The sequence below is a fragment of the Paenibacillus sp. JNU01 genome (genome assembly GCF_059130585.1).
Genome location: NZ_CP169723.1, coordinates 2,100,733 through 2,125,998, shown reverse-complemented (window position 1 = coordinate 2,125,998; position 25,266 = coordinate 2,100,733). Strand labels below are relative to the sequence as shown.

Here is a 25,266-nt window from a genome sequence, read left to right as displayed (position 1 = left end):
TGTGATGGTGTGTGCAATTGTTTTCAGACATGGCCTAGTATAGGGGTGAAATGTTAAAAAGAAATAAGAGAAGCCAGCAAGTTATGTAAAACATTCATATGTTATAGTCAGATAAAGTCAGAAAGTCGAAGAAGGTCAAAATAAAAGAAAAAAGGATCTATTTTATAATAATGAACCATGGTGAAAGAAGATCGGTTTTTTTCGTCTTTTACGGACTTTGAGCCTTGTTTGCACGAGTATTATAATAATCAATGTAAGCAACACCAATAAACCAACCACACAAAAGGAGCTGATTTTCATGTTTGATCTGATTCCGTTTCGTAAACGAAATGAAGACCCGTTCGGACACATGTTGAAATCCTTCAATGACATGGTTGAGAACTCATTTCTCTCCCCGTTTGGGACTGGCTCGCAGCCATTTCGTACTGACATTCGTGAGGATGAAGACAAATATTGGGTAGAAGCCGAGCTTCCGGGCATTGCCAAAGAGAATATAGACATTCAAGTTGAAGGTAAAGAATTGATTATTCGTGCCAAACGTAATGAGCTGGTGGAACAGAAGGATGACTCCAATCGGATCATTCGGCAGGAGCGTCGTTCAGGCGAATTTATCCGGCGTTTCTATGTAGATCATATTGATGAGGAGCATATCAAGGCCAGATTGGAAGATGGTGTGCTGAAGCTTGAGATTCCAAAACGCCCTGGTGATGATCCATCTCGCAGACGCATTCAAATTGACTAAACCATAGAGAATTGAAATCAATTGTTTCCTTATATGATGAAAAACATGCAGGAGACATCCATAAGGATGTCTCCTGCATGTTTTCAATTAGACTGAATTGGAAAAGGGATCGTTGAACATCAGATTGAATATCCATTTTGCTGATTTTAATTTATTTCTCGGTCGCTGCCTGCATGAGCGCATATATCTTACGTGTGGTATTCACGTTTCTTACGGTCATATAAGTATAGACTTTGGAACCCACAAGCTTGTTCATGCCACTTTTGGATGCATCGTCTCTGCTGACTGAATACAAAATGGCACCGGGAACATACATCAGTGTGCCGATTTCGGGTTTGATGGGCAGTTGATCCAGCACGGAGGGCTCGTCGATCTCATCCCAGAGGAACATCACATCACTTTTGGCCGTGTCGTCATTAACCCATTCCGCTGGGAGCGCTTCGATAACGCTTTGGATTTCATCCATATTCCGCACCATCACCTTGATCTGTAAGCCGAAATCAGCGGCGATGGCCTGTTCCAACGTAAGGGATATCTCCCTATTCGCATCAGCACGTTCTTGATGATCAGCAAAAATAATATTGCCAGAGTTGATGTATGTAACGACATCCAGCATGCCAGCTTGTTCAAACGTTTCTTTTAGCTGTTTCATGTTCATTTTATTGTTCCCGCCTACATTAATACCTCGCAGCAAGGCTACATAGATCATAGGGATGCCCCTCCAATTTCTTCAATTCAACGGTTTAACAAAATGACAGATACTCGAAGAGATGAGCAGTATATTCTTCTCCCAACAGATCCTGCAATAAAGGCTCCACTTGCTCCAGAACCTCTGGCTTGGTCTCATAGGTTTCTTCATCTTTCAATTCTCCGGCATAGCTCCGTGCCGCTTCAATGAGAATGGCTAGTGCATTGAAAAAGTCAGACAGCGAATCGGCAACACGGTTTGGTTCTCCACCTGTAAAAGCGGCATATACGGGAGAGTGCGGTGCTTCCACATCCACAATTAAAGGATCATCGTTAAAGTTTGCGATGACGACATGATTTTTTGGCCAAGTGGAGGACTCCTCATAAGGTTCATTCATGCCAATCCAGCGGAACCCCAGTTGCTGACGAAGCAGATGTTCAGGTGCAACAAAGAAGATCAATGCGGCATCACCGATCTCGACGGCGGCATTTTTCATTTTGAGTGTACCTTCAGCGTCTGCATCCATCATTTCATAATGACTGTACAGGTATTGAAGTTCCGGTGAAAGCGGTATTCGTGTATCTACTTCCGGCTGGTGATGGTGTTTGCGCGGACGAAGATCATGATTTTTGAAAAGCCCGTAAGCTTCATTATATAAATCCTGCTGTTCCACAAAACGGCTTAAGGCCGCATCCAGTTGTTGCATGTTGTCTGATTCCTCCTACTTGTGTAGTTTCATCGTATCCATTGGTTAGCGCTGGATGCCTGACCAGAAGACATTCCAGGTAATCGCCAGCGCTTGTTCATAAGATTGCCGTGTCTCATATACGAGCTGTACGTCCAATCCATCCATCATGGTCACAAAGGCCACGGTGGCTTCTTCCGAACTAAGGCGTATATCCGGATGTTTGGTAAAGACGGCTGCTAACTCTTCCTTCAATGTCCCGAGATACGTTCGATATTGGGCCAACACAAAATCATGTACCTCCAGTGGTGTGATGAACGACAGGATATACATAAAAGCCACGTTTGGATGGGTCAGGAAACGATTTTTGTGTTCATGCAAAAAGGCGTACAGCTGCTGATCCAGAGTTTGGGTAACAGACTCACTGAAAAATTGGCGTACAAACTGCTGTTCCTCCTGCACAACTTCCTCGTATAACTCCAGCAATAACGCTTTTTTGGATGAATAGTGATAGGCCAGAGATTGCTTGCGGATGCCTGCTTCTTCGGCAATCTGCGCCATCTTGGTCCCCTCATAACCCAGACGATTAAAATGTTGAATGGCAATTTCCTTGATTCGTTTTTTACTCAATGTCTACCTCCAGTTGGCGAGCGGTATACCTCTGCTGTTTTTGGGAGTATACCAAATATAACAAGATATATACCACAAAAATGCCTATAGCGATAGCGTACACCACTGTATAGGAAAATACAGAAGCCACCACGCCAAGGATCAACGAACCACCGCCAATCCCGAGGTCAAAAAAATTAAAGAAGGAAGCCATCGCATTTTCATGCTCATGTTCCTCCACAAGGTTCACACACCAGGTCTGAATCGCCGGGAATATGGCACCGAAGCCAAAGCCGTATAACGCGCCAGCGATCAGGAATTGCACATCATGTTGGGCGATAATTAGAACCAACAGTCCTGCGATTGCAAACACCGCAGAAGGCAACAACACGGAGCCTGGACCGTGTCGATCAAACATTTTCCCAGAGAACAACCGAACAGTGAAACTGGCGATAGCAACGATAAAGAAAAACCAGGCGACATTGTTGAATCCTCTCTCGGCGGCAAATAAAGCCACAAAGGACATGATGGAGCCGGCTGCAATGCCAACCAGCATGATCAGCAGCGAAGGGAACAGTACTTTCTTTTCGATCAACTTGACGGTTGCAGCTGGAAGTTCGGCGTTTTCGTGATTAGGTAACCCCTTGGGCTTTCTGGAAACAAACACGGCCATCAGGAGAGCTAGCAGCAAAATGCACATGCCTCCCATAAACAGGCTCTGATAGTCATACTTAAACAACAGACTGGTACCAATCAAGGGACCGATGGATATGGCGACGGTCTCACCTACCCCAAAATACCCCATGCCTTCTCCCCGGCGATCGCTTGGAATGTTTTCTGTAGCAATCGTCGCAAAATAGGTCGTTGCCAAACCAAATCCGAATCCATGGATCACTCGAAACACGAGGATCATCCCAATACCTGACGATAGGTAGTATGTACCTGTCATTAATGCACAGACGGTTATGCCGATAATTAACAGAACCTTTTTATCTATTCGGGTTGCTAAGACGGATGTGAAGGGGCGAATCAAAATGGCAGAAAACATAAATATGCCGGTAACAAGACCGATCTGTGAAGCTTCTCCACCCAAACTGGAAACGAATAATGGCAAGGTGGGGAGTAACATTTCAAAGGCCATAAACAATAGTGCGTTGGCTAACATGATGAAAATAAATGATCTTCCCCAGAGTTGCTGAGGTGTAGGGCTGGTAGTCGAAGTGCTCATAGGATCCTCCATGTATATTGATCTCTGTCGGCCGACATGTTGAAATGATTTTACCTGACGATTGTCAGATTGTAAAGTGCGTTTCGTTATGCAAACATGATTTTTTTGGTGCAGATGAGATTCAGCCCATATGGTAAGAAATTAAGAGCTGGATTGTATCAAAAGAAACGAAAAGAAGCCTGTGCATATGGGGAAGTGATCCCACATAACACAGGCTTCTTTAATTGGTGTGAAAATAGGCAGGGCTAATCCCACTGGAATAGCATCAGATTAACGTTACCGCGGAGCAAGATAGCCATACGACTTCGCTGGAGAATTCGCATGGAGGCGAAAATCTTCGCTCGGTTCATTCATAAATGCCGGATCCACATATATGGAGTGTGCATCGTTACCAGATCCTTTTAGGTAGGCGGCGATGCCGGAGTAGGCCTTATTTTTCCAAACCCACAGCGCATCTTCCTGCTCTCCTGGTGAGTAATAGACATTATAGTCAAATATATTGCCGGTATTGCTTGTATATTCATTGTATATCAGGACTTCCGAGCTGCCCGATACGAGAATATTGCGCATGAACGTATTGTTCTTCGTCCGTGACTGCATGAATAACTGTCCATTGCCTGCATTCAGGGTGTCATTCCCTACAAGCGTATTGTACATAATCTTGCTATCCTCGGTAGCTCCACGTTCATCGTCATAACCTCCCATGGCAATGCCCGTCAATCGGTTGGAATAGATCAGGTTATCCCGCACGGTAATGTTGCTGGTTGAACGCCCGGCATGCTCTGAGGCTATCTCAATTCCGATGTCGTTCCTGTATACCCGGTTCTGGTCGATGATATGATCTTTCCCGCCATCGACATAGATGCCACCAGCCGAGTTGCTATCATTGGGCAGGTCTGTTCCATAGGAGGGGTTGTTATCGGACGTAATATCGTATACTTCGTTGCCTCGTACAATGCCGTTCCGAGCCTGATCGTACGTGTCGTCCTCAGACGTACCCTCGTACCCGATCAGATCAATACCAATATTGTCGGAATCATGGATGATATTGTTCTGTATGGCAAAGGTATCGACATTGCCGTTGACTGCAAGTGACTCGCTGGAACCAAGGGTAAGATCATACAATTCATTATCCTTAATGATGATATCGCGTAATGCTCGAGGGTGCTCTGTGCCATATATTGCAATACCGTGGGCATCCCTGCCCGTCAAATCGGGACCCTCAGGAGGGGCGTAACTAGCGATCGCGTGTATGGTGTTACCCAACAACTGAATATGCTCACCTGCCCCGTGGACATAGATCCCGGTTGGAACCTGGCCTCCCAGTGTGGTCGTGAAGTTACGAATTTCGAGATTTTGAATGGTGATATAACTGGCATTCTCAATTTCAATCAGTCCTTCGATGCCTCGGACAGCGAGGCCTTCACCATCAATGACGACATTCTCTTCCGGATAGCTGGCAAACAGGGTCGGATTACCGGAGGAATGGCCGCTCCGGGTGATTTTGACTTTCTGATGATAGACACCTTCACGCAGATAGATCGTGCTTCCTGGCGAAGCATGGTCGGCTGCGTGCTGTAACGTTTTCCACGGAGATTGAAGGGTTCCTTTATTCGCGTCGTTTCCATGGGGGGATATGTAATGGATGACCTGAGGATCCAACTTTTGAACAGAAACGGGTGTCTTCATGGATTGGGTACGGTCCTGACAACCAGATGCGAATAACAGTAGAATTGGAATAATCAGCAAAACTGTACGAATCAAAGTTGTTCCTCCTTTATATTTACCTGCGAAGCTAGATTATAGCAGATTTGAACGGGTTAATAAGCCATGATATGCTTTTTATCAAATCAGGGAGGAGACTGCTCATGAATACATTAACTGTAGCTGAATTAGTAGATCGGGAGAATCACGCATGGGAAGAACTCAAGGAACTTCTGGATAGCGGGCAAAATACATATGTGTATGTTCCAGCAAAGCAGGAGGCGGGAGAGGATACCCTCTATCGTCTGCAAATAAGTACGAAATCCTATTTGGGAGTTGTTGCTTATGAGACAGAAGGTATCGTACTTGACCATGGCTGGATCACGCTGCTTGGTGCGGGTGGTGACAGTACATATGGAAGCCTCACCAGTTGGAATGGTGTGGGTGAGCAACCTTGGGTAGATGTTCTGGAAGGTATGATGATTGTCGCATATGATGCGGCAGGTGGTTTCTTCGGACTGGATACAGGCAAGTATGGCCGTACGGGACATATCTATTATTTTGCACCGGATACACTTGAATGGGAATCGACAGAACTGACATATTCAGAGTTCATTAACTGGCTGGCGGATGGCGATCTGGGGCAGTTCTATCAGACGTTTCGCTGGAAAGGTTGGCAGGAGGATATGGCACAGCTCCAGACGGGACAAGTATTCGCGTATTATCCACCACTTTGGACCAAGGAAGGTGGCGGCGAGAGCAGTAGCAAATCCCCAATTAGCATCATGGAGGCCTGGAAGTCGGCACTGGACGGGAAATAGTTGGCATGCTGCTGTAGGATGAAATAAAAGTAACTGATGACCGATAAGTTCAAGTTCATTGCGTGATTCATTTGTAAAAACGACATCTCTGTTCCAAACAAAAAGAGGCTCGCGCTTGACGCGGGCCTTTTTGTTCTGAACTTTTAACATTCAAGTATCAATTGTCCAATGCAACATGATCAATACCTGAGCGTGAAGCTCTGCTATGCCAGACGGTCAGACCCAGTGAAACAACGCAGACGAGCAACAGACAAGCGTATACCACATGATAAGCTTCCTCTACTGATACTCCCGGAATGCTGTGCAGCAGCAACCCGCATACCGCTACAGATACCGATCCACCGAAGAACTGAATCAATTGTAACATGCCCATTCCTGAACCAATCTGTGATTTGGGCAACACACGTGAAGCTTCATTATTCAATGAAGCCATAGATGCCGAGAGTGCCGGTGAGAAAAAGAGATAACCACTGGTAATGATCAGGGCGGATTGATCCAGTCCGAGCATGAATAAGGCAAGTACCGCTGCGAGCAGGATGTGTCCGATGATCATAAACCGCATATTGCCATAACGGTCGATCCAGCGGCCGACGAAACGGGTGCAGAATGCTGCAACAATGGCTCCTGGAGCAATCAGCAAACCGATGGCGAGCGATGAGCGTCCATAGAGATCTGCGAGCACAAGCGGCATCAAGAACAGATTGCCCAGATTCACGACCAGCACGCAGAATCCTATAAGAATTAAGCGGGTGTATCCTGGTGTTCGAAACACTTGTGGATTCACAAACGGAAGACTCGCTTTCCGAATATACAGGAGGTGTGCTACAAGTGAAATAACGCCAATAGCTAACCATAACCAGGACTGCTGGGTGATCGCGACGAGAAGTGCAGTTGCATTAATGACGGTTAGTATGGCACCAATAACATCAAACGGCTGATCCGTTTTGACGGATTCACGTGGGAGAAAATAGAGCAGGACAGGCAGGGCGAGCAGGACAAGCACGGTTATGGCAAAAAGTCCGTTCCAGCCCCAGTACTCACTAATAAGTCCGCCGACAATGGGGCCAAGTCCAAAAGCCATGGCGCTGCCTGATGAGATGAGTGCGATGGCAGCTCCGCGCCGTTCCACCGGGATGTAACGACTCGCGATGACGAGACCCAGACCAGCCATCACCCCTGCACCTGCAGATTGCAGAATGCGTGTGAGCAACAGGATTGCGAAGTTATGTGCGAACAACCCCAGCAATGAAGATAACCCCAGGATCAGAAGCCCGACCGTGAGCAGTTTGCGTACCGGAATTCGGTCTGATAATCGACTGTATATCACCGTTGACAGGGCGTAACCAATGGAATAACTTGAGATGACCCACGAACCCAGGTCTGAGGTAATATGTAGATCATGAATAATGACGGGCAACGAAACATTGAACATGGTGGTGTTCATCACAACGATGAACAAACAGCACGTCCAGAGTGGCATGACAATTTTATCTTTCACGTAACCATTCCTGTCTTATCTATGAATGTGAATTCGGATTGAGCATGGATGAAAATGTGATGAAAAGCAATATATCATTTTACACTTCATTTTATTATATGGCAATAATGTCATACTGGATATCAGTTAAATTTATGTAATGCAGAGTTTAATTTATAGACTAGTTCCCTGAAATTGGGTAAAATGATGGTTGGAATACATAACTAGATTGATTATTTTATAAGGAGTTTACAGTATGGATCACTTACTATTAATGTCCCACAGCGTATTTCCGACGTTGGATATGAAGCGAACAGCACAATTTTATGAAAAAAAGATGGGCTTTCGTGTGGTCGAATATCTCAATGCAGCCGAACCTCATATCTGTCTTTATCGTGATCTTACCGAGATTATTTTAACCCAAAGCAATGGACAAAAGGTAATACCCAACAGAGAATTATATGGTTACGGATATGATGCCTATTTTATTACCAAGAATCAGGAAGAGCTTCAACAGGAATTGATCAACGCAGATGTGAAGATCGTACGTGCCCTCAATCATACAGACTATAATAACAAAGAGTTTGTGATCGAGGATATTGATGGACGATGGATCGCTTTTGGCATCAAACAGGGGTGAATTTGATACAGAAACAGGCGCTCCGATCACGGGCGCCTGTTTGTGCATACGTACGATATCTGCAGAGCTTATGCCGCAGTAACTTGTTTGCCGCGATTGCGAACCCACTTGATGACATCCATCAGAATGACGGCAACAAGAGCGAGTCCGCCTGCAATCAGGAACTCATTCCAACCGAATGTATCCGGGATAGCGAAGACGCCGCGAACACCTGGAATCAGTGTGATTGCATAGAGACAGAGACATACCAGAATGGAACCAAGCACAAATTTATTGGTCATGAAGCCCACCTGGAAGATGGTTTGTGTATTGGAACGTGCTGCAAAAGTTTGCAGACTGCGTGCCAGAATCAAGGTGGTGAAGGCCATAGCTACGCTGATTTCCTCCGAGATGCCAAGCCCGATATATTGAGATACGATTACAGCCGCACCAATCAGGACACCACGCGTAATGACAGCTTGCAGGGTTCCACCTGCGAAGATGCCTTCGTTAATATCGCGTGGTTTACGCCGCATGACATCTGGCTCGGGCTTCTCTGTGCCCAAAGCGATGGCAGGCAGGGAGTCGTTCACCAGATTGATGAACAGCAGTTGAAGGGCCGTGAACGGATTCACCCAGCCGACCACCAGAGCAAACAAAATCGCGATAATAGCACCGAGATTACCCGCGAACAGGTAAGCGATCGCTTTTTTGATATTATCAAATACCATCCGCCCAACACTGACTGCATTCACAATGGAGACAAAGTTATCATCCGTCAGAATCATGGCAGCGGCATCCTTGGCGACATCCGTTCCGCTACCCATCGCTACGCCGATGTCGGCCTGTTTCAGCGCAGGTGCGTCATTGACTCCATCTCCGGTCATCGCTGCAACCTTGCCCTTGCGCTGCCATGCACGCACTATCCGGATTTTATTCTCAGGTGATACTCTGGCGTATACCGAGATATGTTCAAGTTGTTGATCCAGCTCTTCATCGGACATTTTGTCCAGTTCGGCGCCGGTAATGGCGAGATCATCCGGTTCGGCAAGGCCGATATCCACACCGATGGCCTGAGCCGTCGTTTTGTGATCTCCGGTGATCATGATGGTGCGAATGCCGGCTTTTTTGGACTCTTCAATCGACCCGTATACCGCTTCACGCGGCGGGTCAATCATCGCTGTCAGACCAACCAGTGTCAGATCATGCTCGTCATCAATAGTGACCTGGTTTTTGTCATCAAATTTTTTGTACGCATAGGCCAGTACGCGGAAGGCACGTTTGGAGAAGGCCTCATTTTTCTCTTCAAATTGTGTGCGAATCTCGGGTGTGAGGGGCTGAACTTCGCCGTTGATAAACACATGACTACAGCGGCTGAACAGCACATCCGGTCCACCTTTAGTTAGCAAAGCCGTCTGTCCCTCAAAGGTATGAACGGTACTCATGAGCTTTCGATCCGAGTCAAAAGGAAGCTCGGCTTCACGCGGGAACTGGTCACGGATTTCATTGTAATCCTTGTTCACCCGGTTGCTGAAGGCAATAAGTGCCACTTCGGTTGGATCACCGAGTTCCTTGCCTTCCTGGTTAATATTCGAATCATTGCAGAGCACTGCAATATGTAACAGACGTCGTTCCTCCTCCGACCACTGATCGGGATCATCGGGGAATTCTTCCTTGGTGCCATGGGGAATGTAATAATCCACAACAGTCATCTTATTCTGAGTTAGTGTTCCTGTTTTATCCGTACAGATGATGCTGGCAGAACCGAGTGCTTCCACGGCAGGCAGTCTGCGAATGATCGCATGTTGTTTGGCCATCTTATTGGTTCCGAGTGACAATACGATCGTCACAATGGAGGAAAGTGCCTCTGGAATGGCAGCAACCGCAACAGCTACAGCAAACATCAGTGCATTTACGATGGATGGCCCGATATTCTCCGTACCTTCGGTCAACCATACACGACCGGCTTCTATGCCAAAGATGAGAATCGACAACCCCAGGATGAAAAAGCCCAGTTTTTTGCTGAATGATTCCAACTTGCGCTGTAACGGCGTGTTCTTGGCTTCGGCATTTTCGATCAGTTCGGCAATTTTACCAATTTCCGTCTTGAGAGCCGTACCTGTAATAACGAGCATGCCTCGTCCATATACGACCAGTGAACCACTGAAGGCCATATTGCGACGATCTCCGATTGGAGCTTCATCCGGGATGGTGTCCGCGTGTTTTTCCGCAGCTTCGGATTCTCCGGTCAGCATACCCTCGTTGATTTTCAGACTTCCTGACTCCAGGATACGCCCGTCAGCCGGGACATAATCACCTGCATCCAACATAACAATATCACCGGGAACGAGTTCCCTCGCCGGAATGGTTTTTTTCTGCCCGTCACGAATGACTTTGGCTTCGGGCGCAGACATTTGTTTTAATGCGTCAAGAGAACTCTCGGCTTTTTTGGTCTGAACTACACTGATTACCGCGTTAAGCAAAATAACCAGGAATATGATCAACGATTCAATCAGGTGTCCAAGTACAACCTGTACCGCAGCTGCAATCAGCAGCACGATGACCATCGGATCTTTGAAATTTTCAAGGAACAATTTCCAGACAGGTGTTGCATCTTTCCCTTTTAATTCGTTATATCCTTCGGTTTCAAGTCTCTTTGCAGCTTCGGAGGTTGTGAGTCCCTTGGAGGAACTCTGTACATCCTGAAGGGTTTCCTCCGCACTGTGTCTATAATGTTGCAATTGACCAGCTCCTTGAAAAGTAGATTTCTCTCTGTGTATTACCCTTACGGACAAAATCTAGAATCGTTTCGTTTCCGTATTTTTTTAAGATCATGGATGATATACGATTTTTAGCTGTACACAGTATTTTTCATAATGATCCGAGATATGCCTTTTTTCGAATATTATTATTTCCAGTGTGCATGATGGTCTTGAAAACCAATATAGATTTAGAGCAAAAACTGTGTGCACCATCACACTAGCGCATATTCGGGTCTGTTACGCTATTACATAACGAAGGGCGTTTTAATCTAAGTTTGGAGGGGAATCCATATGTTTTGTTATCAATGCGAACAGACGCCGAGTGGCGGGTGTACCGTGGTAGGGGTTTGCGGCAAAAACGAAACAATCGCGAGTTTGCAGGATACGATGATCTTTGCGTTAAAAGGAATCGCTGCTTATGCGACACACGCACGCCAGTTGGGATATTCTGATCCTGAGGTGGATCGAATTACACATGAGGCATTATATATGACATTAACGAACTCGAATTTTAATGTGCAGGAACATCTGGATATGGCGATAAAGGTAGGTAATGCAGCCATCCGCATTATGGACGTGCTGGATCGTGCGCATACGGACCGCTTTGGTGTACCGCAACCGATTACGGTTAGCCAGAATCAGATCGAAGGACAGTGTATCGTGGTGACGGGACATAATCTGTATGCATTGGAGGAGCTGCTTCGTCAAACCGAAGGGAAAGGAATCAACATCTATACCCACTCGGAAATGTTACCTGCGCACGGTTATCCGGCACTGAAGAAGTATGCCCATCTGAAGGGCAATATCGGTAAAGCCTGGTACGATCAAAGAAGACTTTTTGAACAGTTCCCGGGTGCTATTCTCGCAACGACCAACTGTGTCATGCCGATCAAAGGCACATATGCAGACCGCTTTTTCTCGTATGAAGTGGCGGGTCTGGAGGGTGTGGCCAAGATTATGGATGATGACTTTTCACCTCTGATTGAGCGTGCATTGTCACTGCCTGCGGCTGATGTACAGTCGGAGCAAGTCTTAACGACAGGATACCACCATGAAACCGTGATCGGGCTTGCGCCTGAGATCATTCAAGCGGTGAAAGACGGCCATATCCGTCGATTCTTTGTCATTGCAGGCTGTGATGCACCCGGTAAAGGCGGTAACTACTATCGTGAACTCGCGACATCATTACCGAATGATACTGTAATTCTGACAACATCCTGTGGCAAGTTCCGCTTCAACGATGTGGATTACGGTACGGTTGGAGACACGGGTATCCCGCGTTATATCGATCTGGGTCAATGCAATAATTCCGGTTCTACGGTGAAAATTGCATTGGCTTTGGCGGATGCTTTTGGCTGTACCGTCAACGAATTACCGGTCAGCATCGTGCTGTCCTGGTTTGAGCAAAAAGCAGTTGCGATCCTGCTCGGCCTGTTCAGCCTCGGCATTCAGGATATTCGGATTGGACCGAAACCGCCTGAATTCATATCCGAAGGGGTCTTGGATGTACTCGTGGATATGTTTGGTCTGAAGTTAATTACAACGGCAGAAGAAGATATGAACGCGATGTTGGCACTGTCATAAGGTAAGTTCATTGGAATTTGGGGCGAGGGGTCTTAGTGGGCCTGGTAATGGATTATTTACCATGTGAAACTTGGAAAGGTGAAGAGGGCTACCCTATAAAGTCATAACATGACTATATAGGGTAGCCCTCTGTTCTGGTTTAACGGATGTAGCAGGTCTATTAAGTGAAATATATAGGGCTGCTACGCTCCATCTCACCGTGCCTGGAATTTGTAGCCGATCCCGCGAACGGTGATAATGTAGCGATGGGTACTGGAGGTATCCTCAATTTTACGTCTCAGGTGATGAAGGTGCACCATGACCGTGCGAACATCACTCCAGTTATCCAGCCCCCATATGCGTTCAAAAAGGTAGTCTGTACTAAAAACGTGCCCTGGACGACTTGCCATGAGGAACAGTAGTTGCAGTTCTTTAGCAGGTAAGCTAATCTCTTTGCCGTTGACCCGGACTTCAAAGCGGCCAAAATGCAGATCGAGCCAGCCGTCACGCCATACGTTCTCACCAGAGGCAACCATGTTTTCAGATGTGGAGGGTGCAGGTCGTAGTCTTTTTTTGACCCTGGCGACCATAATATCCGGATCGAACGGTTTGGTTATATAATCATCCCCCAGTTCCAGCCCTTGAACGATATCCTCGGTTTCCTGCCGGCTGCTGAGAAAAATGACAGGCAGATCAGCACTCTTCCGAAGCCCTCGTATCCAGTCGGTGCCTGTTCCGTCAGGCAGCATGATATCACACAAAATGAGATCAGGGCGTCGCTGTTCCAGCAGCTTTGTAGCTTCTTCAAGCGTATGCGCTACATGAGTTATGTAGTTCTGATTATGCAGATAGATCGTGACCAGATCTGCGATATCAATATCATCCTCCACAATTAGAATGCGTCGGCGCTCCTCAGTGTATGTCATCTTCCGGCAACCTTCCTCTCCAGGCGGGTAACCGAAAACAGAACTGACTGCCTGAACCTGGCTCACTGGTTACCCCAATCTCTCCATTGTGATAATACATAATTTCTTTGCAGATGGCGAGCCCCAGCCCTGAACCTCTGTGTTCAGCTCCAAGCTGCTGACTGGCTTGTTCAAAACGTTCAAAGATTCGTTCCTGCCACTCCGGCGGAATGCCCGTGCCCGTATCCTCAACACAGATGCAGGCGGTCCATCCTGTTTCTGTTAGGGGTGTTTCCTCAAGATGAAGACGCACACAGATCGTACCGGACTGAGGCGTGAATCGCAGTGCATTCGAGATCAGATTGGACAGCACCTGTTCGATTCGAATGGGATCCAGTTTCACGATCCAACCACCGGAGTCCATGTCCCCGAAGTTTGATTCCACAGGCAGATTCAGACGGTAATGGATACCTTGCGTCTCTACGTCTGCTTCATATTTTTGGAACAATTCCTGCACGAATGAGAGCAAATGAAGGTCCTGCATCTGAAACTGCACCTGGTTGGTCTCCAGCTTCGTAAGCTCAATCAGATCATGGATCATTCGTTCGAGTAGGAGGGAACGTGTGTAAATCCGGTTCACATACTTAGGTGCTTCGGTCGTAATAATGCCATCTCGCAACGCTTTGGCGAAACCCTTAATGGATGTGATCGGTGTGCTCAGCTCATGAGAGATGTTAGACAGGAGCCGAACACGGAACAACTCGAATTCAGCCATCTTCTGGTTAGCTTCCTGAAGCTCTGCATTGCTTTGCCGCAATGAACGGGTTCGCTCCTCCACGGTTCGTTCCAGCCGTTGGTTCGTTCGTTGAAGCTGTAGGGACAGTTGTTCCTTTTGCCGTAATGCTCGCGAGAAGCGGGAAGACAGATTATACGCCTGGGTTAACAGAAAAATAAGCAACCCAATGGAGAGCATGTCCTCCGTGGGTAAATGGACCGTGTAGAAGAGCATATCATTCAGGGCAAAGGCCATGAAAAACACAAAACCGATCATACTGGTGACAGCACCCTTTCTCCGTCTGAAGGCAGATCGGACATACATATAGAGTGTATAGATCAGTGAAGGAAACAGAACTCCCCATGTAAAAGGTGTCAGAACATAGGTATATACACGAGCCGGTGTGAGCAGGAATAACAGGATAAAAACCGGCAGAACAAGTCCGCCGACTTTAGACACCCAGGATACAGATTCCTTGGGATATTCCCTGTTAATAAACAAAATGAGCAATAATGCCGTCAGGGCGACGGATATGTATTCGGCTTTGACCGCCCACTCCCATGGGAGATCAGGCAGAAGATATAACGCTGTCGATTCACCAAGTACCACCGTACGTACACCCACAGACAGACAGAGCAGACTGTACAGCAGAGCGGAAAATTCTTTTCTGCGGTTTAGGTAGACCAGTCCGTAATATAATGCCATCACACCAAAAATCCCGACAATACCTGACTGTGCGGCGATATGAAGAATCCGTAGCCAGGAGATATTCTCTGCTGTTCCAAGCTCCATGCTCTGCCAGATGCCTGAATTTCGCTGTGAGAAGTTGGACACTTGAATGACAATTTCGTTCCATCCAGGATGCGATTCGAAATAGATGACTTTGGGATAACTTTTTGGACTCTCGGAGAAATGATCCGTGCCAACAGTACCATTGCCACCTTGCAGTTGACCATTAATCCAGATTCGGTAAGCCGAGGCGATGCTCTTGGAATAAAGGGCGAGTGTTGAACTGCTTGATCGCTCATCCGGCAGGAGAATTCGCAGTCTGTAGGTTGCATAGCCTTCATTGGGTAGAAATGAATCGTTGTCCTGTTGGTACGATATCCAGGGCTCGGGTACTTGTTCAAAGGCAGGTACAGGTGGGGCAGCAGCTTGAAAATCAATCGGTTCCAACAGTTGACGCCAGTAAAACTCCCATTCGCCATCCAAAGTCACATTGGGCAAGATGGAGTCAGAACGATCAGACATATCCAGGACTCCGTGTTCTGCGGAGATTAGCGCGTGGTCTGTAACTGCTGTTAATGGGGCTGTTTTTGATATATATATCATCAGAATTCCGGTAGCAATCACAAGCAGGAACAGGCTTCTCAGAAGAAAAGTTCGTTTGCGGATGAGACTGCGAGCCGATGGGATAAGCTTCATCTAGGGTGACCTCCGGCCAGGGTAAGATCGTATATTTTTTTATTATAGATGGTTCCCGGGTTTGCAGAAAGAAGATTTTTGGCGAAATTTCCCGGACTTAAACAAAACTTAAACTAACGTGAGTACAATAGACCACATAACTTGTAGGGATAAAGACCCGGTAATAGAAAGGGAACGTACGTATGAGTCACTACTTTGCCAAATGTTCAACCTATATGTACCAGCATAGATATATGGACTTTCTACTGGCTCATTATCTTGAATTGAATCTGCCCTATTCCTTTCCGACGACACTCAGCTATATTTCCAGCCCACTGCTTATGGCTGGGGGGGCGATGTTATGCTTTGATGATGAGGATGAGGTGGCAGGTGCGTTTGGATATATTCATGGCACGGGAGAGCATGATTATGAGGATCGACATGTGATTCAGCTTCAGGTGGCTTTCATTGTACATGAGCAACGCCGAAGCAGGATTTTTATCGAGGGTCTTCAGTTCTTGGTGGAACACTTGGATGAATATGCGGATGAGGAACCTGTGCAGGAAATTAGGTTCTGGGCTCTCAGTGAAGAAGCCAACCACAGGTTATTCTCCAAAATTGCGAAGCAAGTTACAAGCATGATTGGTGAAGAAGGTGAGCTAAATGCTTACGTTGTGCAGCTTGCAGAGCTTCGTTCATACCTCGCTTCTTTTGAGCGAGACTCAAGGATGAAGGAGAAACATGGAAAGGTGGAGTCGTCTTGATGCTGCAACTCAAGGCCCACGATACATTAAAAGACGAGGATTATGCCCTTTTTGCCCGGTTTTATCTGACAAACAGTGATGAGTTCGATGAGCAATATATGCTGCATGATGCTTTGCTCCATCTGATTAGTACGGTACAGCAAGCACATTTGCTTTTATTCGACGATGAGCAGGGGCAGTTGAGTGCATTCATTCAGTATCGATATACGGAAGACAGGCACATGGCATTCATTGATTCAGCCATCTTGGCTGAAAAATATCGCAGCAGCAGAGTGTTTTTTGCAGGACTTCGGGATGTGGTGTTATGGATCTGTGAGGAGAACCCATATATTCAAGCGCTACAGTTCCATGCCATTGCAGATAACCATTATATTAACAGGCTTTACAGCAAGTTCGCCAAACGGACGGATAGTCAGGTACGAAATGGAAGAACAGAGCATGGCTATACGGCGGAACTGGATACCCTTCTGTCTTATCTGAAAATAAAAACATTGGTGTAATTGAAATTGTGCAATCGATTTCGCAATCTTTCAACGGATGATCAGGAAAGGAGGTGAGCATGTCTATGATACCTGTGTACCCAGGCATATACGGATCCAAGAATGGCAACCGCATTTCGAAATTTGAAAATGTGCTGAAATTGAATGAACAATTGCGAGTGAACACCACCACCGCCGCGAAGTAATTCCCCTTTTCCGCAATCATTCTGTTTCCTGCTGAGGAACAAAAACAGACCATGAGAAGAAGCAAGCCGACCACACATGTGTGATGCGCTTGCTTCTTTTTTGGGTTTTGATAGTCCCCATCTTATGCTAGGAATGCAAAATGGTACAATGATAGAAAGTCAAATGAATGAAAGAACGTACAACGTTAGATAGCGCGTGGAAAGGATTAATCTTATGACGAACAATGTAGCATGGATGGCGCAGTGGCTATCAACCGAACCTTTAACCCCAGTCTGGATGACTGCGGGCAGGGTGCATTATTTTGCGAGTCCCTCCTTTATCCTCCTTATGGATGGAAAAGCCATTTGGAAAATAAATGGGCATCCAGTCGAAGTTTCTTATGGACAACTTATTGCGGTAGAAGAAAATGTCGTGATTGAAGTGATGGAGGGAGGGCTTCAGGATCTGGCAGGGTGGCATATTCAATTCCATACGTACACAATGCATCAGAACCAACGAGAGATCGTGAAGCATTATTGGCATGTTCCTCACGACACTGGATACCAGAAGGTACAACTGACGGGTGGGAGCTTAGGCAGACTTAGCCAGCGGGTAAGCGGGGAGGTGTCTCCAAATCCACATGCAGTATGGGTTCGCAGACAACATCTGATTCATGAGTTGTTGGACCATCTGTACCAAGCTCAGCCGGACGAGATGCATACGACAGAAGAGAGCCTGCGTCGATCCGTTCATTACATGCAACAGCATCATGATCAGGTGATCACACGCAAGCAATTAGCCCAGATTTCAGGTATGAGCCCGTGGCATTATTCCCGCAAATTTAGTGAGCGATATGGTAAGCCACCTCTGGATTATCTGGCACATTACCGGATCTATCGCGCGCAGGAAGAGTTGTTATTAACTAGAGCAACCTCTCAGGATATTGCCAAGAAGTCTGGATTTGAAGATGCCCATTATTTCAGCCGGCGCTTCAAACAATTAACGGGCATATCTCCTAAAAAATATAGGCAGACGATGACGAAGCGAAAGATCGTGTCACTGTCTCCCATCTGTGGCGAAATCATGATTCATTTGGGTGTCATCCCCCATGCCGTAGTGGTCACTCCGCTCCTGTTGTCCCCACATCATCGGGAACAATTTATAGCACATGGAGTAAAGATGCTGGAGGTTACACAGTACGAAGTGGAGATCGAACTTGTTCGGCAAGTCCAGCCGGAGATGTTGATTGGAAACATATTAACAGAGGATGTCAAAAGGGAGCTGCGCACAATTGCACCGATTCTAACCGGCCTTCATCAAGATGTCGAACCAATGCTCGATCAACTGGCAGGCTGGTTTCTCAAAGAAGAAGAGGCCCATAGACTGCATCTGCAGATGAAACACGAGGTCAGTGCAGCCAAGCGACAGTTGCACCCCATCATTCAATCCGCATCGACAGTCATGCTTCTAAGGGTTGAAGCATTTGGTTATCGATATCTGGGTGGGCATTCCCACGGGGTATCGAATTTGTTATATAAACAGCTTGGATTAGCACTGCCGCAAGCATTGGATTCAGGTGCAGCCTGGTTTAATCCTTGTTCACTTGAACTGCTCACGCAAGCCAATCCTGACTACCTCTTTGTGGAGAAACGGATGATGCAGCACTTTAGTGCTGAAGAGAATATGAGCAAACTATGGGAGAGTCCGCAATGGAATGACCTGCAGGCTGTAAAAAATAATCGTGTATTTTATGTGGATACCAACCTGTGGGTGGACGGCCACGGAATTACGGGACATGCATTGATACTTAATCAGATCGTTCGCCATCTTACGGAATCTCATCATGAGAGAGCACAATAATCCAACTGAATACGCACGATATGCTATGGAAGCAGCACTTCTTATTTGATACCATTTGATAATAATTATCATTATCATTATAGATAAGGGGCGAAGTATATCATGTCACGAAGATTCAAAGGATTGGCCATCTTGATGTTGGTGGTCTGTATGATGCTGGCCGCATGTTCCAATGGAACTGCTAAAGAAAACGCTGCAGCCGAAATAGCTGGTGCTACAACTGAAGGAGCAGCGAGTCCAACAGACGAAGCAGAGGATGCTAACGGAACTAAAGTGGTGCAGGATCAGTTTGGGGAAGTAACGATTCCTGCCCATCCTCAAAATTTAATTGTGTTTGATTCGATCTATGCCGAGTATCTGATTGAGATGGGGGTTACACCCCAAATGGTTTTGTTAACTCCCGAAGTTGAAGCGGAATATCGCCCTGCTTATTTTAAAGAACATGGTGTTCAGGTTATCGAAGTGGAGCAATACCAATATAACTATGAGCAGTTGCTGGCGTTGTCACCGGATATGATCCTTACAGCGGGCGAAGGCATGGAACAGGGTGTATATGACGAGTTATCCAAAATTGCTCCAACGGTGGCACTGGATGCCAACAGTGAAATGAAGCGTGCCATGCCGAAGTTGGCTGTCCTATTCGATAAGAATGAAGAATCTGCCAAAATACTGGCTGAATTCGACGAGAAAGCCTCACAAGCGAAAGAGAAGATTGCGGCAGCCCTGGGAGACAAGACTGTATTGGTTCTCCGGGTGGAGCACAATCGTTACCGGTTCATGGGACCCAAAGGAGGAAGCAGCAGTGTTTTCTTCTATGATATCTTGGATCTGAATAGCCCAGAGGCTATCAAAGATTCTACAGATTGGTTTAGTCAGTTCTCACTGGAATTCTTGCCTGAGATGAATCCGGATTATATTTTCCTGGAAGACAGAACCCTCGTGGGTTATGACACGAAGAAATCCATGGAAGATCTGAAAGCAAGCCAGGTATGGTCGAATCTGGAGGCTGTGAAGAATGATCATGTCTTCCCATTGAAGACAAGCCAATTCGTATCCGGTGTAGGTCCCATCGGTTCTGTAAAACTGATGGACTACGTTGTTGAAAAGTTGGTGCCATAGATGATGACGAAGGAGACACACATGGATATCTATGACATTACGATCATTGGTGGTGGGCCTGCTGGCATGTATGCCTCATTTTACAGTGGCATGAGAGCCATGCGTACCAAGATCATTGAGGCCAAGCAGGAACTGGGCGGATTCATGCGTACTTATCCGGAGAAGCTGATCTGGGATGTGGGCGGGGTTGATCCGATTCGCTGTGAGAAGTTGATTGATTCACTGGAAAGGCAAGCGAGGACATTCGATCCAACGATTGTGTTTGGACAGGAAATAGCCGAGCTTGAACGACGTGAGGATGGTGTATTTGAACTCATTTCCAAGACAGGAGAGCATCATTACACACGTACCATCCTATTATGTGCGGGCAGAGGCATGACTCAGGTGCAAAAGCTGGATATCGAGGGTGCCAATCGGTATGAACTGACGAATCTTCATTATACGATAACCGATCTGTCCCGTTTTGCCGGGAAGCGAGTTCTGATCTCGGGTGGCGGCGATTCCGCAGTCGACTGGGCGAATGAAATGGGCAAGATCGCAAGTGAAGTTACGGTAGTACACAGGCGCCATGAATTCAGCGGACATGAGTCACCTGTTGCCCAGATGAAAGCTCAATCCAAAGTCATGACACCCTATACCATCTCTCGCTTATACGGTACAGGTGATCAAATCGATCGTGTCGAGTTGGTCCATGTGGAGACCGGTGAGATCATGCCTGTTGAGGTGGATGAAGTCGTCGTAAGCCATGGGTATGATCGTGACTTTGGCAACCTCGTGCAATGGGGACTGGCGCGTGAAGACTACGGCGTCTCCGTTGATCAGCGTATGCGTACCAATATTCCAGGCATATTCGGAGCAGGTGATTTCATCACCTATGGAAGCAAAGTCAGGCTAATTGCAGGTGCTTTTAACGATGCGGTGCTTGCGGTCAACAGTGCCAAGATGTATCTGGAACCTGGTGCCTCGGATATGGCAGGTGTATCTTCTCACAATGCCAGGTTCTATGAGAAAAACAAAGCCCTCTCCAATATGTAGTTGGGTTAGTACGGATGGCAGTTAATCTGAAGAGCCCGGCACAATTTCGAGATTGCCTCAAAATTGCGTCGGGCTTTTGCATATCCATATTGATAATAGCAACATATTTAAGGCAAACAAAAGCACCACCTGAATTATTCTGGTGTGCGCTGTTTGTTTACTCCTTTTTTGAACTGGATAAAAAGTCTTGAATCCCAGACTGCCAATCTTGGCGAATGGATAGAAGATTACCTAAGGATGGATAGATGATTTTCTAAGGAACTCAGGACATCTTAATTCGCCCTCAGGTCCCCTTTTCAAATTCTAAGAGACCTCAGACACGTTATCTACCAAAATTCTCTGATAAACAGATTGAAAACAGCTTTTTTCCCGGATATAGCGTGTCTCAAGTTCTTTAGTTTTCCGCAGTGGCTTCAAATCGTTGAATAAGATGCCTCAGATTCATTAGCACGTAAACATGGCCGCACGGCTGAGCATCTTGATGCACCAAACTCATTATGCTCGCTCAATGTTTTGATCCAACCGGCGGCTGGCCTGGAGGACGATCTTGAATCTCGCCCAGAGTCTTGCCCGAAGCGTAGCTTTTCATTGGGAAGGGGGAAATCTACTTTTACGACGCCTCCATCGCTTACTCTCACTTGAAGGGTGTGTTCTCACACATTCGGGATTCAGTACGCTTGACTGCTCCAGACACGTTAAGTTTCGCAGGCTTTCCAGTGTTCGCATTCTTCGCTGGTTTTCAATAGATTATAGACTCCTCTAGTTCAGCTCCGTCTGTCCACTTGCGAGTCGATCTGCGATCTCTTCAGCTTGTAGAATGGAGGTATAGGGATCAGCGGTGAAATATTTATGGATATCCAGTTTGAAGATATGATTGTTCTGCACCGCAGGCAGGTTATCCCAGACATTAGGCAACAGGGAGTGATCCTTCGTGCCTTCTGTAACCATCATCAGCAGGTAATCACCCACGTACTCTCCAAATACCTCTGCGCTGGCTTCCAAGTTTTCTTTACCTTGGTCCAGAAGATCTGACTTCACCTTGGGTGCTGGAGTCAGCCCAAGCAATTCATAGGCTGCTCTTCCACCACGATTGGCACTGTTGCCGATAATGGCGGGATTTTTCAAGAAGTTGAAATCGGCAACCGTGAAGGTGGCATCGTCCGGAATCACGCCTTTGATTTTGGCCTGAGCCGCTGTGATCCGTTGTTTAAACGATTCGTTCCACGCGATGGCTTCTGCTTCGCGATTCAGAATCTCGCCCATGGCGGTTACCTCATCTTCCATGGAATCATACTGATCGGGCACGAATACGACAGTCGGAGCGATTTTGGAATAGGTCTGAAATTTCTCCTGATCCCATGTGATAATCAGATCCGGTTCCAACTCTACCATTTTCTCAAGTGAAACCTCACTATGGTTGCCCAAATCTGCGCTATCGCCAAGTTTGTCACGCAGGAACATACCATAATCCAGCAGGCTGCTCGGCACACCAACAGGTGTTACGCCGACAGCCAGAACATGTCCTATATTCCAGTCGACGACAACCCGCTCGGGGGTGAGGGGTACGGTAACGTCTCCCATCATTGTGGAAAGTATTCTTGTCTGTGGTGTGGTGTTTTCTGTTTCTGTCGCGGCTGGCTCCACGGCCTCGTTCTGGGTACAACCACTCATGAATATGGCCATGACCAACAAAACCGGCAGGGTCATACGATACCAAACTTTCTTAAACAACATGACGAACCCTCTTTCTAATTGATAATGATTTTCATTTAATATAACTCTAGAGGGAAACCTGCTATTGCACAATAACCGATTCGGAAGTGAAAGCATACCCATTTCAGAACTCCGTCGCAGGTTGAGTTGAGAATGATTATCATATATGATGAGGCAAAGCTATGGATGTGGTAACGAGAAATAATAGAAAGGTCCATGACGATGAACATAGAAGAATATGGGGCATTATGGGAGCATATAACCATTCGATTACTGGATATTCAAATCATGACCGTTAACATCAGTGAAGACCCTGATACGTGGACGCTTCCCTCGAATGCTTTTTTATTGGTTACGAATGGCAAGGGGAAGATCTGGCTTGGGCAAGCGATGCATCAGATTAAAGGAGCTTATGTTCTGCACGCCTCCAAAGGAACGCATCTGAATTGTCTTGCTAAGAAGCAGATTGAAATATATATGTTATCTTATTCGTCACCAAAGCCAGAGAGGGCCAATACGGGAAGTTCGCTAACCAGTTCACGGTCAGATTCTCTGCAAGTAAGTTATGGATTTGAACCAAGGTATCCAATGCCTTTAATTGAGATTATGCAATGGATATACAGACAGTGGAATGAACTACAGTCAGCAGGCCGGATTCAAACCAAGGCATTATTCTACCAATGGCTTGCCGAGATGCTGAAACAATTGCAAGAGCAGAGGAAGAAACGTACGAAGCTGGACCGGGTAGATCAAGCAGTGCGATATCTGCACCGTCACTACGCGGAACCACTCAAGATGGAACAGGTAGCTGATAAGCTGGATTGCAGTCCGAGGTATCTGAACCAGTTGTTTCAGCTTCAATTGAACACAAGTCCCGGTCGTGTGCTGTCACAGATTCGGATGGAACATGCAATGAAACTACTGGTAAGCACGAAAGGGACCTTGCAGGAAATCGCCGAGAGAGTAGGCTATGAGAACGGTTATACACTAAGTCGCTACTTCAAGAAACATTATGGGGTTTCTCCTGAGTATTATAGGAAGCGTCGAGAAAGCAATGTTCCAGATCTAGCCCTGCAAACATTCCAACCACACGCCTCTCTGGAGAGTCATTATCCGGAATGGAGTGAGCGAAAGATACCCATACTTGAAGTTGACCAGACCATGTCAGAACAGGATATTATAGATTTGAACGGAGTCCAAGTGAGGAAGTCCTCGGCGTCCGTGATGCCAAGAGCCAGAGCTCGGATGTTTGCCACAAGCATGGGCGAGATTACGATACCGAACAAGCCTAGCCGTGTTGTTGTGGACTGGAATTTGGGAGAAGTACTGGCATTGGGAGTAACACCTCTCGGAGCGCCGCATTCACTCATTGAAAGCAACCAAATGCTGGAGCCTTATATCTGCGACCAAGTACAGGATATTGGCAATCATAATTTTATCTCCCTTGAAAAGGTGCTTGAACTGGAACCGGATCTCATTATCACGTGGAATCCTGCTGCCTATGCTTCCTATGCCCGGATTGCGCCTACAGTAGTCTATGGAGGGGGTGGATACGGCTCTGTCCCGGAGGGGATCCGTCAGATGGGGCGTATTCTGAACCGACATACAGAAGCTGAAGCATGGATTAAGGAATACATGCGGAGGGTACATACTTTGCAGCAAATGATCACGAGCAAGGTTTCTTCTGAGAAGACATTTACCCTCATCGATCCGAATTGGGGAGAACATATTACCCTTGTGGGAGATACGGGAACACGTGGAGGTAAGGCGGCCTACGGATTACTGAACTTGAAGCCGGCAGGCAAGGTTCGTCAGGAGTTGCTAGAGCCGGGTCTGGAATCTCTGGATATTGCGCGGAGTGCGGTAGGTGGTTATCTGGAGGACTACCTGTTGGTGTTGGATAATGGTCCAAGACATGGGGCTGATGATCCATCTTCAGTCAAACCATGGCAGAAATCGATCGAGACAGAGCACTGCCGGATTATTAACCTTGATTGGAATAGATATTTTCTGTCCGACCCGTTGTCGGCGGTGCTGCAAGCCGAGGAAATGGCAGAGCGGATTATGAGGTAATCAACCAACCATATATGTGAATATCTGGTGAATTCCTCGCTGTATAGGTCCATGA

Annotated in this window: 21 protein-coding genes; 11 read left to right on the top strand and 10 right to left on the bottom strand. The window is 46.7% G+C overall.

Annotated features, from left to right (window positions below):
* Positions 1 to 298 precede the first annotated feature (298 nt).
* The gene (locus NLBNIHML_RS09205; protein ID WP_339236458.1) at positions 299 to 742 is read left to right on the top strand and encodes an Hsp20/alpha crystallin family protein; all 444 of its coding nucleotides are present in this window, start codon (positions 299 to 301) and stop codon (positions 740 to 742) included.
* 151 nt (positions 743 to 893) lie between these two features.
* Here the strand turns inward: NLBNIHML_RS09205 and NLBNIHML_RS09200 are convergent, their stop codons facing one another.
* The 5 genes from NLBNIHML_RS09200 to NLBNIHML_RS09180 all read right to left on the bottom strand — a co-directional run bounded on the left by NLBNIHML_RS09200 (position 894) and on the right by NLBNIHML_RS09180 (position 5,716).
* On the bottom strand, positions 894 to 1,451 hold the full coding sequence (locus NLBNIHML_RS09200) for a DUF1697 domain-containing protein (RefSeq protein WP_494354214.1): 558 nt from the start codon (positions 1,449 to 1,451) through the stop codon (positions 894 to 896).
* Between the two features lie 34 nt (positions 1,452 to 1,485).
* The gene (locus NLBNIHML_RS09195; RefSeq protein ID WP_339236454.1) at positions 1,486 to 2,136 is read right to left on the bottom strand and encodes a hypothetical protein; all 651 of its coding nucleotides are present in this window, start codon (positions 2,134 to 2,136) and stop codon (positions 1,486 to 1,488) included.
* A gap of 45 nt (positions 2,137 to 2,181) precedes the next feature.
* A complete protein-coding gene (locus NLBNIHML_RS09190) occupies positions 2,182 to 2,745 on the bottom strand; it encodes a TetR/AcrR family transcriptional regulator (RefSeq protein ID WP_339236452.1) in 564 nt (187 codons plus the stop codon).
* Positions 2,738 to 3,952, bottom strand: a complete 1,215-nt coding sequence (locus NLBNIHML_RS09185) for an MFS transporter (RefSeq protein ID WP_339236449.1) — start codon at positions 3,950 to 3,952, stop codon at positions 2,738 to 2,740. Before NLBNIHML_RS09185 ends, NLBNIHML_RS09190 begins: the two co-directional genes overlap by 8 nt.
* A 276-nt stretch (positions 3,953 to 4,228) precedes the next feature.
* Positions 4,229 to 5,716 carry a right-handed parallel beta-helix repeat-containing protein gene (locus NLBNIHML_RS09180; protein ID WP_494354213.1) on the bottom strand — a complete coding sequence of 496 codons (1,488 nt, stop codon included), beginning with the start codon at positions 5,714 to 5,716 and terminating at the stop codon, positions 4,229 to 4,231.
* Between the two features lie 104 nt (positions 5,717 to 5,820).
* On the opposite strand from NLBNIHML_RS09180, the gene NLBNIHML_RS09175 reads away from it, so the two are divergent.
* Complete coding sequence (locus NLBNIHML_RS09175) at positions 5,821 to 6,477, top strand: DUF2625 family protein (RefSeq protein ID WP_494354212.1); 657 nt, start codon at positions 5,821 to 5,823, stop codon at positions 6,475 to 6,477.
* A gap of 157 nt (positions 6,478 to 6,634) precedes the next feature.
* On the opposite strand, the gene NLBNIHML_RS09170 is transcribed toward NLBNIHML_RS09175, so the two are convergent.
* The gene (locus NLBNIHML_RS09170; protein WP_494354211.1) at positions 6,635 to 7,975 is read right to left on the bottom strand and encodes an MFS transporter; all 1,341 of its coding nucleotides are present in this window, start codon (positions 7,973 to 7,975) and stop codon (positions 6,635 to 6,637) included.
* A 235-nt stretch (positions 7,976 to 8,210) separates the two neighbouring features.
* On the opposite strand from NLBNIHML_RS09170, the gene NLBNIHML_RS09165 reads away from it, so the two are divergent.
* Entirely contained in the window at positions 8,211 to 8,594 is a 384-nt protein-coding gene (locus tag NLBNIHML_RS09165) for a VOC family protein (RefSeq protein ID WP_339236440.1), read from the top strand.
* A 68-nt stretch (positions 8,595 to 8,662) separates the two neighbouring features.
* On the opposite strand, the gene NLBNIHML_RS09160 is transcribed toward NLBNIHML_RS09165, so the two are convergent.
* Entirely contained in the window at positions 8,663 to 11,314 is a 2,652-nt protein-coding gene (locus NLBNIHML_RS09160; protein WP_342570752.1) for a cation-translocating P-type ATPase, read from the bottom strand.
* A gap of 312 nt (positions 11,315 to 11,626) precedes the next feature.
* On the opposite strand from NLBNIHML_RS09160, the gene hcp reads away from it, so the two are divergent.
* Positions 11,627 to 12,919, top strand: coding sequence for a hydroxylamine reductase (gene hcp / locus NLBNIHML_RS09155; RefSeq protein WP_494354210.1), 1,293 nt, complete (start codon positions 11,627 to 11,629; stop codon positions 12,917 to 12,919).
* A gap of 194 nt (positions 12,920 to 13,113) precedes the next feature.
* On the opposite strand, the gene NLBNIHML_RS09150 is transcribed toward hcp, so the two are convergent.
* Complete coding sequence (locus NLBNIHML_RS09150; RefSeq protein WP_339236433.1) at positions 13,114 to 13,824, bottom strand: response regulator transcription factor; 711 nt, start codon at positions 13,822 to 13,824, stop codon at positions 13,114 to 13,116.
* Entirely contained in the window at positions 13,811 to 16,003 is a 2,193-nt protein-coding gene (locus NLBNIHML_RS09145; RefSeq protein WP_494354209.1) for a sensor histidine kinase, read from the bottom strand. Before NLBNIHML_RS09145 ends, NLBNIHML_RS09150 begins: the two co-directional genes overlap by 14 nt.
* A 182-nt stretch (positions 16,004 to 16,185) precedes the next feature.
* Here NLBNIHML_RS09145 and NLBNIHML_RS09140 point away from each other — a divergent pair, with 182 nt between their 5' ends.
* The 6 genes from NLBNIHML_RS09140 (at position 16,186) to NLBNIHML_RS09115 (ending at position 21,425) form a co-directional block, all read left to right on the top strand.
* The gene (locus tag NLBNIHML_RS09140) at positions 16,186 to 16,746 is read left to right on the top strand and encodes a hypothetical protein (RefSeq protein ID WP_494354208.1); all 561 of its coding nucleotides are present in this window, start codon (positions 16,186 to 16,188) and stop codon (positions 16,744 to 16,746) included.
* A complete protein-coding gene (locus NLBNIHML_RS09135; protein WP_494354207.1) occupies positions 16,746 to 17,246 on the top strand; it encodes a hypothetical protein in 501 nt (166 codons plus the stop codon). Before NLBNIHML_RS09140 ends, NLBNIHML_RS09135 begins: the two co-directional genes overlap by 1 nt.
* Positions 17,247 to 17,305: 59 nt before the next feature.
* Positions 17,306 to 17,431, top strand: coding sequence for a hypothetical protein (locus NLBNIHML_RS09130; protein ID WP_339256624.1), 126 nt, complete (start codon positions 17,306 to 17,308; stop codon positions 17,429 to 17,431).
* Positions 17,432 to 17,645: 214 nt separating this feature from the next.
* The gene (locus NLBNIHML_RS09125; RefSeq protein ID WP_494354206.1) at positions 17,646 to 19,271 is read left to right on the top strand and encodes a helix-turn-helix domain-containing protein; all 1,626 of its coding nucleotides are present in this window, start codon (positions 17,646 to 17,648) and stop codon (positions 19,269 to 19,271) included.
* Between the two features lie 102 nt (positions 19,272 to 19,373).
* Positions 19,374 to 20,390, top strand: a complete 1,017-nt coding sequence (locus NLBNIHML_RS09120; RefSeq protein WP_472476805.1) for an ABC transporter substrate-binding protein — start codon at positions 19,374 to 19,376, stop codon at positions 20,388 to 20,390.
* 3 nt (positions 20,391 to 20,393) lie between these two features.
* A complete protein-coding gene (locus tag NLBNIHML_RS09115) occupies positions 20,394 to 21,425 on the top strand; it encodes an NAD(P)/FAD-dependent oxidoreductase (protein ID WP_472479185.1) in 1,032 nt (343 codons plus the stop codon).
* A gap of 759 nt (positions 21,426 to 22,184) precedes the next feature.
* Here NLBNIHML_RS09115 and NLBNIHML_RS09110 read toward each other — a convergent pair.
* Positions 22,185 to 23,159: an ABC transporter substrate-binding protein gene (locus tag NLBNIHML_RS09110; protein WP_494354205.1), complete on the bottom strand. Its 975-nt coding sequence runs from the start codon at positions 23,157 to 23,159 to the stop codon at positions 22,185 to 22,187.
* Between the two features lie 201 nt (positions 23,160 to 23,360).
* Here NLBNIHML_RS09110 and NLBNIHML_RS09105 point away from each other — a divergent pair, with 201 nt between their 5' ends.
* Positions 23,361 to 25,211: a helix-turn-helix domain-containing protein gene (locus tag NLBNIHML_RS09105; RefSeq protein WP_494354204.1), complete on the top strand. Its 1,851-nt coding sequence runs from the start codon at positions 23,361 to 23,363 to the stop codon at positions 25,209 to 25,211.
* The last annotated feature ends 55 nt before the right edge of the window (positions 25,212 to 25,266 follow it).